The organism is Mycobacterium sp. ABE4_509, from assembly GCF_056160785.1.
Genome location: NZ_JBSWXU010000150.1, coordinates 1 through 12651 on the forward strand (window position 1 = coordinate 1; position 12651 = coordinate 12651).

The window sequence follows — 12651 nt, forward strand, 5'->3', positions numbered from 1 at the left end:
CGCCTGAAGCGGTCGAGCCGGCGCCGGCACCCGCAGCCCCTGCACCGGCACCCGAGGCAGCGGCGCCGGCACCCGCCGCGGTCACTCCGCCCGGCCCGATCCTCGACTTCGGGCCGGACGCACCGGTCAAACAGGACTTCCTGTACCCGTCGATCAGCAACGGATGTCTCGCCGACGGCGGCAACGTGCTGGCCACCGCGATCTCGGTGGCCGGCCCGGCGAAGATCCCCGCCCCCGGCCCGGGACCGGGGCAGACCGCCTACGTGTTCACCGCGGTGGGCACCCCGGGCCCGGCCGCCGAGCAGAAGCTGCCGCTCAACGTCACCTGGGTCAACCTGAGCACCGGCCGGTCAGGCAGCGCGACGCTCACGCCGCGCCCCGACATCAATCCCGAGGGCCCGACCACGCTCACCGCGATCGCCGACACCGGTTCGGGCAGCATCATGTCGACGATCTTCGGTCAGGTGACCACCACCGAGATGCAGTGCCAGTTCATGCCGACGATCGGCTCGACGGTCGTTCCGGACGCCGCGGCCAACGCGGCGCCGGCTGCGCCGGTCGCTCCGGTCGCGCCGGTGGCCGGTCAGTAGGCCATGAAGAGGATGGCATCCCGGTCGTAGTCGCGGCCGGGATGCACCTTGGACAGGTGCTCCTGCGCCTTGTCCACCAGGTCGTCCTCGTCCTTCCCGGTGATGGCCTCGCCACAGGGGCAGTTCAGATGAGTCTTCATCTCTTCACAATGGCACAGCCCACGCCCGACCTTAAGGACAAGATCGGGACATGGACCTCTACGACGTGATGCGCACGACGGGCGCGGTGCGCCACTTCACCGACGAGCCGCTCCCCGACGACGTGCTGATCCGGATCCTCGACCACGCCCGCTTCGCCCCCAGCGGCGGCAACCGGCAGGGTGTTCGGGTGATCGCGGTGCGCGACCCGGCCACCCGCACCGCGCTGAGCGAGTTGAGCCTGCCCGGCGCACGCCGCTACGTCGCCCAGCGCAACAACGGTGAGATGCCCTGGAATCCGTTGCGGCCCATGAGAGTATCCGCCGATCAGGTGGAGTCCACCGAGGTACCCGCGGAGATGTCGACACCGCTGCTGACCTGCTCGGTGGCGCTGGTCGTGTGTGTCGACCTCGGGGTGGTGGCCGCGCTGGATCAGGAGCTGGGGCGGATCGGGCTGATCGCCGGCGCGTCGGTGTACCCGTTCGTCTGGAACACCCTGCTGGCCGCGCGAAACGAAGGTTTCGGCGGCGTGCTGACCACGATGGCGGTCGCCGAGGAGCCGCGAGTCAAGGCGCTGCTCGGCATCCCCGAGGACTACGCCGTGGCAGCGGTGCTGCCACTGGGCAGGCCACGTCATCAGGTCAGCCGGTTGACCCGGCGCCCGCTGTCGGAGATCGCCACCTCCGAGCGCTTCGACGGCGCGTCCCTGTGACGCGGCCACGTCATCGTGAGACCTTGGACCGGTGACGGTCACGCTGGGATACGCCCTGGGTCTCGGCGACGGCGCCGAACTCGACGGGCAACTCGCCGAACTGACCGCCACGGGCGTGGACCCGCGGCGCATCTTCAGCGACACCGTCGGCGGGTCGGCAGACAAGATGCGGGCCGGGCTGCTGGCCCTGCTCAGCTACGCGCGCACCGGTGACGTCGTCGTGGTGGTGGCCCTGGATCGACTGGGCCGCTCGGTGTCCGAGGTCGCCCAGACGGTGGCCGACCTGACCACCCGGGGAATCACGCTGCGCTGTCTGCGAAACGGGCTGGACACCGCCACCGCGACGGGACGGGTGGTGGCCGGGGTACTGAGCGAACTCGCCGCCCTCGACGCCGACGATTCCACCCGGGCTAGGCCTTAGCGGCCTTCTCCTTCTTGGCTTTGTCCTTCTTGGCCCTGTCCTTCTTGGCCCTGGCCTTCGCTTCCTTCTTGTAGGTGCGCACCTGCTGCAGCGAACCGGCGTCGGTCACATCGGCCACCGACATGTGGGTGCCGGCCTTGCCGTAGTCCCCGGCGGCCTGCCGCCACCCCTCGGCCGCCACCCCGTACTGCTTGCCGAGCAGCGCCAGGAAGATCTTGGCCTTCTGCTCGCCGAACCCCGGCAGCGCCTTGAGCCGGCGCAGCACCTCGGCGGCGTCGGCGCCGTCGGACCACAACGCCGCGGCGTCACCGCCGTACTCGTCGACGATCACCTGAGCCAGCGCCTGCACCCGCTTGGCCATCGAACCCGGGAACCGGTGCACGGCAGGGGTTTGGGCACACAGCGCCGCGAACTGCTCCGGATCGTGGTCGGCGATCGCGGTCGCGTCGAAGCCGCCCATCCGGTCGGCGATCTTCTTCGGGCCGCCGAAGGCCACTTCCATCGGGATCTGCTGGTCCAGCAGCATGCCGACCAGCAGCGCGAACGGGTTGTCCTCGAGCAACGCGTCTGCGGCGGGTTCCTGCGTCAGGCAGAGCTTCGACGTCATGACCCGAGCCTACGACGAGTCCCGCAACCGTTGGCGGAGACCTTCGCCGAGGTGGGTCCGCGGGCCCGGATCTGTCGGTGGTCACTGCGAGGATGACGGTATGTCGCCGACCGCCACCGCTGTCGCTGCCGGGCCGTTGCCCAAGGAGCGTCTGGAGGTGTTGTTCAAGGAGTTGGCCGAGTTGTCGGGTCAGCGCAATGCGATCGATGGGCGGATCGTGCAGATCGTCGCCGAGATCGAGCGCGACGGGCTGGCCGGGATGACGGGGGCCCGCTCGATCCCGGCGCTGGTGGCCTGGAAGACCGGCGTCTCGCCACGCAATGCGCAGACGATCGCGGCGGTGGCGCACCGGCTCGAGGAGTTCCCGCGCTGCGCCGACGCCCTGAGCGAGGGCCGGCTGTCACTGGATCAGGTCGGTGTCCTGGCCGAAGGCGCCGCCGACGGCTCCGATGCCCACTATGCGCAGCTGGCCTCGGTCGCGACGGTCGCCCAGCTGCGTACCGCGGTCAAACTCGAACCCCGCCCCGACCCGACGCCGCCGCAGCAGCAGGACCGCTCGATCGCCAAGTCCAGCGACGACACCCACACCACCTGGCGGATCCGGCTGCCGCATCTGGACGCCGCGAAGTTCGACGCCGCGCTGGCTGCACATCGCGACGCGTTGGTCACTGCCTGGAAGCGCGACCACGACAACAGCGCGGCCACGGATCACCGGCCGCCGATGCCGAACACCGTCGACGCGTTCCTGGCCTTGGTCGAGGCCGGCTGGGACAGTGCGGCGGCGCGGCGCCCGCACGGCCAGCACACCACCGTCGTCGTCCACGTCGACGTCGACAAGCACGTCGGGGAGCTGCATCTGGGTCCACTGCTCTCCGACGCCGAACGCCGGTACTTGACCTGCGATGCCACCTGCGAAGCCTGGTTCGAACGTGACGGCACGGTGATCGGTGCCGGGCGGGCCACCCGCACCGTCAACCGGCGGCTGCGCCGCGCCCTCGAACACCGCGACCGCTACTGCGTCGTCCCCGGCTGCGGGGCCACCCGCGGTCTGCACGCCCATCACCTGCGGCACTGGGAAGACGGCGGTCCCACCGAGCTGGACAACCTGGTACTGATCTGCCCGTACCACCACCGGCTGCACCACCGCGGCGGCATCACCCTCACCGGGCCCGCACCCGACCTCATCGTCACCGACGACCTCGGCCGGCCACTGAGCGCGGGCTCGCTGGCCCACCCACCAACCCGACCTCCACCAGAGGTACCCCCATGCCCCGGACCAACCGGCGAACGCGCCGACTGGTGGTGGTACGAACCCTTCCAACCGCAACCGCCACCAGCGAACTGAGCCAATCTGGCGACCGCACGAACCACCCGACCGGAGGCCGACCACTGGCCGTTCCGCTGGTCAGCGCACCCATGTTGACGCGATCCGGGGATACGTGTCGTCGGGGTATGCGAATGTGGGCAAGACAGCCAGATGCACCGAGGGGGATGAGCATGAGGCGTGTGATGGCAGCGACGATCGCATCGGTGGTGACCGCCATCGCGATGGCCGGTGCGGCGCAAGCGATCCCGGAACAGGGCACACCCGCATTCGACGAATACATGGCGGGCCTGCAGCGCAACGGCTACAACCTGAACCCCGACACGGCATGGCGCGTCGCCCACCAGGCGTGTGTCGGCGGGATACCGGGTTACATCGGCTTGGAGATGGCTGCCCAAGGCGTCATCGGCCCCGGAGCGCAGGAACGCGTGATGGCGGTCGCCAGGCAGTACGCCTGCCCGATCCAATAGGCGGCCCGCCACCGCGCCGAACCGGTCAGCGACAGACCGCCGAACCTGTCGGTCACGTCAATCCGGCTGCGCCGGTGGCCAACCCGGCAGCCGGTCGCACACCTGCCGGCGCCATTCGGCCGTGCCTCCGGGAATCGGATCAGCCGGCGTGCACCCCGAGTCGAGATAGGAACGGGCCTGGCGGTCGGCCAACTCGCGTCCCAGCGCCGCAGCAGCTCCCGTGTCGAGTCGACCGAGCGCGGAAACGGTGTCGATCTTCTGCCGGTACCACCGCTCGGCCCACCCATCGCCGCGGCCCATCGTTGCCAGACCGAGCACACGCCCGAGCAACACCGGCATTCACCGCTGCGGTGAGCCGGTCGTGTCCGTCGATCACCAGCCAGCAGCGCAGGCCGGTCACCTGCCACACCAGCACGGGCGGTAGCACGCCGGCGCGGGCCAGCTTGGCGAAGGCCTTGACCCGCGCCGTGTCCGGAGGCGACGGCGTGCGCAACGGCAGCAGCGGATCGGCATGGTCGGCGCGCCAATCCAGATAGCCGTCTTCGTCGTACCAACCCAGTTCGGGACTCCATTGCACGACGTCGGATTCGATGCCCGCGGATACCCCATCGGTAAGCCCGCGCACAGTCAGCGGCCGCAGCGTCCACAGGCCCCGCCGCAACGGCCCCTGCGTGCCGGCGGCGAGCCCGGTGGCGAAGTGGTGTGCCCAGCGCATCAGGTCGGGCCCCAGCTGCTCGGCCAGCGCGACGCTGATCGGCGGGACAACAGCGGCCGGTGACGCAGCCAGTGCGCCCCGGACAGACCGTCGACCCGCGCCGAGATCAGCGTCGACCCCGACTGGCAGATCCGCAGCAGGTCCGGCGGCGCAACCTGCACCGCCAGCGCCGACCGTGCCGGCGAAGCAACGTCGAGGACGATCCCCGGATGGGCAGGCCCGAACAATGCGCCGAGATCCCTGCGCCCCAGCGAGATCACCATGCTCGACGACACTAGGCCAACGGCTCGCGGGCGCATCCGCGTTCTCCACCAGCTGCAGTCCTGCGGGATTAAGGTGACGGAAACCGACCGCGAGGAGCGATAGATGTCCGGCGAACTCGCGATCGCCCTGACCGCCGCGCTGATCCTGCTCGCGGTCGCCGCGGTGGTGCTCGCAGTACGCACCCGCCAGCGAGTGTCCACCCCGACCGAGCGCGCCGTGCACGCCGCGCTGCACACCGCGTCCCTGGCGGCCCGGGCGCTGCGCCGCGGCCTGGACACCGAGTCCGCCGACACGGCCGCGCCGTTCCTGCGCAGCCTCACCGGCACCGACGGCCTGGCCCTCTACGACGCCGATGCCCAGCTGCTGGCCCGTGACCCCGCCGACGAGGCCGTGTGGGTCGACGTCGTCCCGGCCGAATGCCAGGAAGCCGCGCACCAGGCGATTTCCGGGGAACGCCGCGTCCTCACCCACGCCCGCACCTGGGCGGTGGTGGCGCAGCCACTGCTCGCCGAAGCCGGCGACCTGCTCGGCGTGCTCGTGGTGGTGACCACCCGCTCCCCCGCCCCCGGGCTGCTCGGCGCGGTCGGCGAGGTCGCCCGGTACGCCGCCAGCCAGGTCGAGCTCGCCGAACTCGACGCGTCACGAGCCCGGCTGGACCGCGCCGAGGTCCTGGCGCTGCGCGCCCAGATCAGCCCACACTTCATCTACAACGCGCTCAACACAATCGCGTCCTTCGTCCGGACCGACCCCGACCGCGCCCGCGAGCTCATCCTCGAGTTCGCCGACTTCACCCGCTACTCCTTCCGCGCCGCGGGCCAGTACACGACGCTGGCCGAGGAGCTGCGCAACATCGACCGGTACCTGACCCTCGAGCGGGCCCGTTTCGGCACCGCACTGAAGGTCACACTGCAGGTGGCGCCGGAGGTACTCCACGTCGTCGTCCCGTTCCTGGCGCTGCAACCACTGGTGGAGAACGCCGTTCGGCACGGGTTCGCCGGGCGCGGCGCCGGGTCGATCGACCTCGTCGCCCGCGACGAGGGTTCCGACTGCGTCATCACCGTCGAGGACGACGGCGTCGGGATGGATCCCGAGGCGCTGCGCGCGGGACCCAGCGATGCGCTCTCGGACGGGCTTTCACCGGCGGAGAGCAACTCGGCGCACGTCGGGCTGACCAATGTGGACCATCGGCTGCGCGCAGCATTCGGAAACGACTACGGTCTGGTGGTCGAGACAGCGCCCGGCGCAGGCACCAAGGTCGTCATGCGGGTACCCAAGTTCCGGTCGGGAGTGTGGGCCAGCGGAGGTGCGTTCGGGGTGGGCAAACCATGACCAGACCGCTGACCGTGCTGGCCGTCGACGACGAGGCGCCGGCCCTCGACGAGCTGGCCTACCTGCTCGACCGCCACCCCGACATCGGCGAGGTGTTCCGGGCCGGCGACGCCACCTCGGCGCTGCGCGAACTCAACCAGCGCACCATCGACGCGGTGTTCCTGGACATCAACATGCCCGGCCTGTCCGGGATCGAGCTCGCCGGGGTGCTGGCGAACTTCTCGCAGCGTCCGGCGATCGTCTTCGTCACCGCCCACGACGACAAGGCCGTCGCGGCCTTCGACGTCGGCGCCACCGACTACCTGCTGAAGCCGATCCGCGACGACCGCCTCGACGAGGCGGTCCGCCGGGTGGCCGCCGCCCAGAGCACCGCCGAGCCGGCACCGGCCGTCGGCAAGGAGCCCGATACCGCCGCCCCACCCGACTCCGATGTCATTCCCGCCGAGGTCGGTGGCGTCACTCACCTGGTGCCCCGCGACAGCATCGGCTGGGTCGAGGCCGAAGGCGACTACGCGCGGCTGCATTCGGCCTCGGGCTCACACCTGGTGCGCATACCGCTGTCCACGCTCGAAACCCGCTGGCGCGACCACGGCTTCCAGCGGGTGCACCGCTCCTATCTGGTGGCGCTGCGGCTGGTGGCCGGCCTGCGCAGCAGCGACGGCGCGGTCCTGGTCCGGCTGCGGGCCAACGGCGCCTCCCCGGCCGTCGAGCTCCCGGTCAGCCGCCGCCAGGCCCGCGAACTGCGTGACCGCGTCGTGCGCACCCCGATGCGCAGCCTGCGTCCCGGTGGGGGCGCCGATGACTAGCGGCGAACGCCCGCAACGCCAACGCGTGGTCCTCGCACACCGCCGCGGTTCCCGGATGGTGCGCACCCGCGTCGAGGTCCAGGAACAGACCCAGGTCGGCGACACCCTGGTACGCGGACTCATGCGGGCACAGCTGGGGCTGGCGCTTCGGCTGGCTGCCGTGGTGGTGGCCCTGATCGGAGCGATTCCGTTGCTCAACACACTGTTCCCGAGCCTCGGCGCGATCACGGTTTTCGGGATCCGGCTGAACTGGCTGGTCCTCACGGTGCTGGTCTATCCGCTGCTCTACGGCATCGGCTGGTTCTACGTGCGGCTGGCCGAGCAGGCCGAGCGCGACTTCGTCGGCGTCGTCGACGCCGAGCTGTGAGCGGCTCCCCGCTGACCGCGGCCGCGCTGATCGCCGCGGCGGTGGCCACAGTGGCCATCGGCGCCTACGGCGTCCGCTTCTCGCGCACCACCTCCGATTTCCTGGTGGCGTCGCGCACCGTCGGGTCGCAGTGGAACGCGGCCGCGATCTCCGGTGAATACCTCTCGGCGGCTTCATTTCTCGGGGTGGCCGGGCTGATCGCGAAATACGGGGCCGACGCGCTGTGGTACCCGGTCGGTTTCACCGCGGGATATCTCGGCCTGCTGTTGTTCGTCGCCGCCCCGCTGCGCCGCTCGGGCGCCTACACCGTTCCCGACTTCGCCGAGTTCCGGCTGGGCTCGGCACGGCTGCGCAAGGTCGCGATGCTCGTCGTCGTGGTGGTCTGCATCTTCTATCTGGTACCGCAGTACCAGGGGGCGGGCCTGGCCCTGAAGACCTTGCTGGGCACCCCGGTATGGCTCGGACCGGTGGCCGTCGGCGCCATCGTCATCACCAACGTCGTCGCCGGCGGGATGCGCTCGATCACGTTCGTCCAGGCGTTCCAGTACTGGCTCAAGCTGACCGCGATCGCCGTGCCCGCGCTCGCGCTCACCGCCCTGTTCCTCAGCGACCGGGGTGGCGAGGACGGCTGGATCCTCGGCGCACCGCTGCCGCCGGTCGTCCAGCAGGACACCACGGTCAGCATCGACACCGACGTCGTCGTCAGCGTCACCGAACCGGCCGGGGTGACGGTGACGGGCACCCTGGACGGACGGCCGGTCGTCGCGGCGGCGCTGGGTTCGGCCGGTGAACACACGCTCGGGGAGGGGAGCACGCTGAACCTCGCCGCCGGGGCGGCGACCCCGGTGGTGGCGGACGCGCCGAGCACCGGAGCCGACTGGATCGCCTCGGGCGGCGGCTTCGGCGGCCACCACCCGCTGTACCAGGTCATCTCGATCATGGTGGCGACGTTCCTGGGCACCATGGGCCTGCCCCATGTACTGGTGCGCTTCTACACCAACCCCGACGGGCGTGCCGCGCGCCGGACCGCGCTGGCGGTGATCGCCCTGCTGTCGCTGTTCTATCTGTTCCCGATGCTGGTGGGCGTCTTCTCCCGGTTGTATGTGCCGCAACTGCTGATCACCGGCAACTCCGATGCCGCGGTGCTGCTGGCCCCCGCCGCGGCGATCGGTGGACCGGCCGGCCAACTGCTGGCGGCGCTGGTGGCCGCCGGGGCGATCGCAGCGTTCCTGGCCACGTCGTCGGGCCTGCTGGTCAGTTTCGCCGGCGCCCTGGCCACCGACGTGCTGCCCGGCCGTGTCCGTGATTTCCGGCTGGCCGCGATCGTCGGTGGGCTGATCCCGATTCCGTTGGCGCTCACCACCGCCGGTGGGCTGGAGCTGTCCCGCAGCGTCGGCCTGGCGTTCGCGGTCGCCGCCTCGACGTTGTGCCCGCTGCTGGTGCTCGGCATCTGGTGGCGTGGCCTGACCGCGTTGGGAGCGGCGTGCGGTCTGGCCGTCGGCGGGCTGCTGTCGGGGGTCACCGTCAGCGTCGCGGTGGCCGGCGGGGTGGACGAAGACATGCTCGGCGGCTGGCCGGCGGTGCTGATCGGATACCCCGCGGCGGTCAGCGTGCCACTGGCCTTCGCCACCATGATCGTCGTCAGCTGGTTGACCCGCGCGCGGATACCCGCCGACGTCGCGCAGACCTTCGCCCGTATGCACGTTCCGGAACATCTGGGCATGGGCATCGAGCGAGTGCCGCGGGGCTGACCGCTGGCCGTTCGTCGCCGCCGATCGACCGTTTAGCGCAGCCGCTCCCGACCTCACCGTGCGGCCGCTCGCAGGCATGGATCTGTGACTCACGTCTCAACTACTTTCGCCGGAGAGCCTGTTCACATCAGCCAGGAAGTGAGATCAAGGTGTCCGAGACCGACCTTCCGATTCGCCCGGAAGCCATCAGCGGCGAACGATACATGGAAGTCCAAGCCAGCCCGGAGTTCCAGGAACTCCGAAGTAGGTTGCGCCGCTTCGTCTTTCCGATGACGGCGTTCTTCCTCATCTGGTACGCCACCTACGTCGTGCTGGGCGCCTTCGCCCACGACTTCATGGCCACCAAGGTGTGGGGCGACATCAACGTCGGCCTCATCATCGGTCTGGGGCAGTTCGTCTCGACCTTCCTGATCACCGGCCTGTACGTGCGGTTCGCCAACCGCGAACTCGATCCGCGCGCCGGGGCGATCCGCGCCGAACTGGAGAGTGAGATCAAATGACCACCACGCTGCTGGCCCAGACCGAGGCCGTGGGCAATCCGATAGCCAACATCGGGATCTTCAGTCTGTTCGTCGTCGTCACGATGATCGTGGTGATCCGGGCGAGCAAGAAGAACGCGACGGCCGCCGAGTTCTTCACCGGCGGTCGCGGGTTCTCCGGCACGCAGAACGGCATCGCCATCGCCGGTGACTACCTGTCGGCCGCCAGCTTCCTGGGCATCGCCGGCGCGATCGCGGTGTACGGCTACGACGGCTTCCTGTACTCGATCGGATTCCTGGTCGCCTGGCTGGTCGCCCTGCTGCTGGTCGCCGAACTGCTGCGCAACACCGGCAAGTTCACGATGGCCGACGTGCTGAGCTTCCGGCTCAAGCAGAAGCCGGTGCGCCTGGCCGCCGCCACCAGCACCCTGACCGTGTCGCTGTTCTACCTGCTGGCCCAGATGGCCGGCGCCGGCGGCCTGGTCGCCCTGCTGCTCAACGTCAACAGCCGTGGCGGACAGTCGATCGTGATCGCCGTGGTCGGCCTACTGATGATCGTCTACGTGCTGGTCGGTGGGATGAAGGGCACCACCTGGGTGCAGATCATCAAGGCGGTGCTGCTGATCACCGGCGCCGCGTTGATGACGCTGATGGTGCTCGGCAAGTTCGGGTTGAACTTCTCCGAGATCCTCGGCGCCGCGCAGTCGGCGATCAGCGGCAGCTCCTCGGAGGCCGTGGCCGCCCGCGACGTGCTCGCACCCGGTGCCCGCTACGGCGGTTCGCTGACCTCGCAGATCAACTTCATCTCGCTGGCGCTGGCCCTGGTGCTGGGCACTGCCGGTCTGCCACACGTGCTGATGCGCTTCTACACCGTGCCGACCGCCAAAGAAGCACGGCGGTCCGTCGTCTGGGCCATCGCCCTGATCGGTGCGTTCTACCTGTTCACCCTCGTCCTCGGCTACGGCGCGGCAGCGCTGGTCGGCCCGGACCGCATCCTCGGCGCGGCCGGCGGGGTCAACTCGGCGGCACCGCTGCTGGCGTTCCAGCTCGGCGGGGTGGTCCTGCTCGGCATCATCTCGGCCGTGGCGTTCGCAACGATCCTGGCGGTCGTGGCGGGTCTGACGATCACCGCGTCGGCGTCGTTCGCGCACGACATCTATGCCAGCGTGATGAAGTCGCACAAGGTGACCGAGGACGAGCAGGTGCGCGTCTCCCGGATCACCGCGGTGGTGCTGGGGCTGTTCGCGATCGGCCTGGGCATCCTCGCCAACGGTCAGAACGTGGCGTTCCTGGTGGCGCTGGCCTTCGCGATCGCCGCGGCGGCCAACCTGCCCACCATCGTTTTCTCGCTGTACTGGAAGCGGTTCAACACCCGCGGCGCGCTGTGGAGCATGTACGGCGGCCTGATCTCCACCCTGGTGCTGATCGTGTTCTCCCCCGCCGTCTCCGGCTCGGAGAGCGCGATGATCCCGGGCGCGGACTTCGCCTTCTTCCCGCTGGCCAACCCCGGCATCGTGTCCATCCCGCTGGCGTTCGCCCTGGGCATCATCGGAACGCTGACCTCACCCGACCGCGGTGATCCGAAGATCAACGCCGAGATGGAGGTGCGCTCGCTGACCGGGATCGGCGCCGAGAAGGCCGTCGCCCACTAGCCCCACCGGCTCCGCCGAAATGGCATTCCAGCAGGCAAATGTCGAGAAGACGCCTGCTGGAATGCCATTTCGGCGCATTGGGTACAACATCGCGTTGTGACCCCCGTGCGCACCTACCCGATGGTCCTGCTCGGCTACGCGTTCACCGCGATCATGGCCGGCACCACGCTGCCGACACCGATGTACGCGCTCTACGGTGAGCAGCTGGATTTCACGGTCCTGACGACGACGGTGATCTACGCGATCTATGCCGGCGGCGTGCTGTTCGGCCTGGTCGCGTTCGGCCGGTGGTCCGACGCCGTGGGCAGGCGCCCGGTGCTGCTGGCCGGGATCGGCTTCGCGATCGCCAGCGCGGTGGTGTTCCTGGCCGCCGACTCGGTGGCCACCCTGCTGGTCGGGCGGGTGCTGTCGGGGCTGTCGGCGGGCCTGTTCACCGGGACGGCAACCGCCGCGGTGATCGAGGCGGCACCGCACGCCTGGCGGGATCGCGCACCCGCCGTCGCCACCGTCGCCAACATCGGCGGACTGGGCGCGGGCCCGCTGCTGGCCGGCCTGCTGGTGCAGTACGCACCGGCCCCGCTGCACCTGAGTTTCGTGGTCCACCTGGCGCTGGCCGGGTTCGCCGCCGTCGCCGTGCTGGTGGTGCCCGAGACCTCTCCGCGCACCGGCCATCTCGGATTCCAGCGGCTGTCGGTGCCGCCCGAGGCGCGGGCGGTGTTCGTGGTCGCCGGACTGGCGGCCTTCGCCGGTTTCGCCACCACCGGGCTGTTCACCGCCGTCGCGCCCTCGTTTCTGGTCGAGGTCGTCGGCATCGACAACCGCGCCGTCGCGGGCGTGATCGTGTGCTCGATCTTCGCCGCCTCCGCCGTCTCCCAAGTCGCCTCGGTGCGCACCGACCCCCAGCGTGCGGTCGCGTTCGGGTGCGCGGTGCTGGTCGCGGGCATGGCGGTGCTGGCCGCCGCGCTGCACTTCGCCTCGCTGGCGTTGCTGATCGCGGCCGCGCTCGTCAGCGGCGTGGGCCAGGGG

Annotated in this window: 15 protein-coding genes and 1 pseudogene; 12 read left to right on the top strand and 4 right to left on the bottom strand. The window is 70.2% G+C overall.

Features of this window, described 5'->3' with window-relative positions; genetic code table 11:
• A pseudogene (locus ACXAID_RS23445) lies at window positions 1–524 on the top strand (Rv1157c family protein); the annotation flags it as partial.
• Between the two features lie 59 nt (window positions 525–583).
• Here the strand turns inward: ACXAID_RS23445 and ACXAID_RS23450 are convergent.
• Window positions 584–730 carry a DUF1059 domain-containing protein gene (locus tag ACXAID_RS23450; RefSeq protein ID WP_475024581.1) on the bottom strand — a complete coding sequence of 49 codons (147 nt, stop codon included), beginning with the start codon at window positions 728–730 and terminating at the stop codon, window positions 584–586.
• Between the two features lie 50 nt (window positions 731–780).
• Here ACXAID_RS23450 and ACXAID_RS23455 point away from each other — a divergent pair, with 50 nt between their 5' ends.
• The gene (locus ACXAID_RS23455; RefSeq protein WP_475024582.1) at window positions 781–1440 is read left to right on the top strand and encodes a nitroreductase family protein; all 660 of its coding nucleotides are present in this window, start codon (window positions 781–783) and stop codon (window positions 1438–1440) included.
• A 31-nt stretch (window positions 1441–1471) separates the two neighbouring features.
• Entirely contained in the window at window positions 1472–1861 is a 390-nt protein-coding gene (locus ACXAID_RS23460) for a recombinase family protein (protein WP_475024583.1), read from the top strand.
• Here the strand turns inward: ACXAID_RS23460 and ACXAID_RS23465 are convergent.
• Window positions 1851–2468, bottom strand: a complete 618-nt coding sequence (locus ACXAID_RS23465) for an HhH-GPD-type base excision DNA repair protein (RefSeq protein ID WP_475024584.1) — start codon at window positions 2466–2468, stop codon at window positions 1851–1853. The two genes, ACXAID_RS23460 and ACXAID_RS23465, sit on opposite strands and share 11 nt — an antisense overlap.
• A 100-nt stretch (window positions 2469–2568) precedes the next feature.
• On the opposite strand from ACXAID_RS23465, the gene ACXAID_RS23470 reads away from it, so the two are divergent.
• Both ACXAID_RS23470 and ACXAID_RS23475 read left to right on the top strand, forming a co-directional pair.
• Entirely contained in the window at window positions 2569–3813 is a 1245-nt protein-coding gene (locus tag ACXAID_RS23470) for an HNH endonuclease signature motif containing protein (protein WP_475024585.1), read from the top strand.
• Between the two features lie 146 nt (window positions 3814–3959).
• A complete protein-coding gene (locus ACXAID_RS23475; RefSeq protein WP_475024586.1) occupies window positions 3960–4262 on the top strand; it encodes a DUF732 domain-containing protein in 303 nt (100 codons plus the stop codon).
• Between the two features lie 57 nt (window positions 4263–4319).
• On the opposite strand, the gene ACXAID_RS23480 is transcribed toward ACXAID_RS23475, so the two are convergent.
• Window positions 4320–4595: a hypothetical protein gene (locus ACXAID_RS23480; RefSeq protein WP_475024587.1), complete on the bottom strand. Its 276-nt coding sequence runs from the start codon at window positions 4593–4595 to the stop codon at window positions 4320–4322.
• A gap of 381 nt (window positions 4596–4976) precedes the next feature.
• Window positions 4977–5240, bottom strand: coding sequence for a hypothetical protein (locus ACXAID_RS23485; RefSeq protein WP_475024588.1), 264 nt, complete (start codon window positions 5238–5240; stop codon window positions 4977–4979).
• A gap of 103 nt (window positions 5241–5343) precedes the next feature.
• Between ACXAID_RS23485 and ACXAID_RS23490 the strand changes: the two genes are divergently transcribed.
• From ACXAID_RS23490 to ACXAID_RS23520, 7 genes are all read left to right on the top strand, one after another.
• Window positions 5344–6570, top strand: a complete 1227-nt coding sequence (locus ACXAID_RS23490) for a sensor histidine kinase (protein WP_475024589.1) — start codon at window positions 5344–5346, stop codon at window positions 6568–6570.
• Window positions 6567–7376 (top strand): LytR/AlgR family response regulator transcription factor, encoded by an 810-nt coding sequence (locus ACXAID_RS23495; RefSeq protein ID WP_475024590.1) that lies wholly within the window; start codon window positions 6567–6569, stop codon window positions 7374–7376. Before ACXAID_RS23490 ends, ACXAID_RS23495 begins: the two co-directional genes overlap by 4 nt.
• Window positions 7369–7743 (top strand): DUF485 domain-containing protein, encoded by a 375-nt coding sequence (locus ACXAID_RS23500; RefSeq protein WP_475024591.1) that lies wholly within the window; start codon window positions 7369–7371, stop codon window positions 7741–7743. Before ACXAID_RS23495 ends, ACXAID_RS23500 begins: the two co-directional genes overlap by 8 nt.
• Window positions 7740–9494 (top strand): sodium/solute symporter, encoded by a 1755-nt coding sequence (locus ACXAID_RS23505; RefSeq protein WP_475024592.1) that lies wholly within the window; start codon window positions 7740–7742, stop codon window positions 9492–9494. The genes ACXAID_RS23500 and ACXAID_RS23505 overlap by 4 nt, the downstream gene beginning before the upstream one ends.
• A 149-nt stretch (window positions 9495–9643) precedes the next feature.
• Window positions 9644–9994: a DUF485 domain-containing protein gene (locus ACXAID_RS23510; RefSeq protein WP_475024593.1), complete on the top strand. Its 351-nt coding sequence runs from the start codon at window positions 9644–9646 to the stop codon at window positions 9992–9994.
• Entirely contained in the window at window positions 9991–11625 is a 1635-nt protein-coding gene (locus tag ACXAID_RS23515) for a solute symporter family protein (protein ID WP_475024594.1), read from the top strand. Before ACXAID_RS23510 ends, ACXAID_RS23515 begins: the two co-directional genes overlap by 4 nt.
• 120 nt (window positions 11626–11745) lie before the next feature.
• Window positions 11746–12651: MFS transporter (locus tag ACXAID_RS23520; protein ID WP_475024595.1), on the top strand; the 906-nt coding region annotated here is incomplete at its 3' end.

Excerpts from the sequence above, each read along its gene's own strand:
- ACXAID_RS23450 (WP_475024581.1), bottom strand. The coding sequence starts at position 730 with ATGAAGACTCATCTGAACTGCCCCTGTGGCGAGGCCATCACCGGGAAG.
- ACXAID_RS23455 (WP_475024582.1), top strand. The coding sequence starts at position 781 with ATGGACCTCTACGACGTGATGCGCACGACGGGCGCGGTGCGCCACTTC.
- ACXAID_RS23465 (WP_475024584.1), bottom strand. The coding sequence starts at position 2,468 with ATGACGTCGAAGCTCTGCCTGACGCAGGAACCCGCCGCAGACGCGTTG.
- ACXAID_RS23470 (WP_475024585.1), top strand. The coding sequence starts at position 2,569 with ATGTCGCCGACCGCCACCGCTGTCGCTGCCGGGCCGTTGCCCAAGGAG.
- ACXAID_RS23475 (WP_475024586.1), top strand. The coding sequence starts at position 3,960 with ATGAGCATGAGGCGTGTGATGGCAGCGACGATCGCATCGGTGGTGACC.
- ACXAID_RS23485 (WP_475024588.1), bottom strand. The coding sequence starts at position 5,240 with ATGGTGATCTCGCTGGGGCGCAGGGATCTCGGCGCATTGTTCGGGCCT.
- ACXAID_RS23490 (WP_475024589.1), top strand. The coding sequence starts at position 5,344 with ATGTCCGGCGAACTCGCGATCGCCCTGACCGCCGCGCTGATCCTGCTC.
- ACXAID_RS23495 (WP_475024590.1), top strand. The coding sequence starts at position 6,567 with ATGACCAGACCGCTGACCGTGCTGGCCGTCGACGACGAGGCGCCGGCC.
- ACXAID_RS23500 (WP_475024591.1), top strand. The coding sequence starts at position 7,369 with ATGACTAGCGGCGAACGCCCGCAACGCCAACGCGTGGTCCTCGCACAC.
- ACXAID_RS23515 (WP_475024594.1), top strand. The coding sequence starts at position 9,991 with ATGACCACCACGCTGCTGGCCCAGACCGAGGCCGTGGGCAATCCGATA.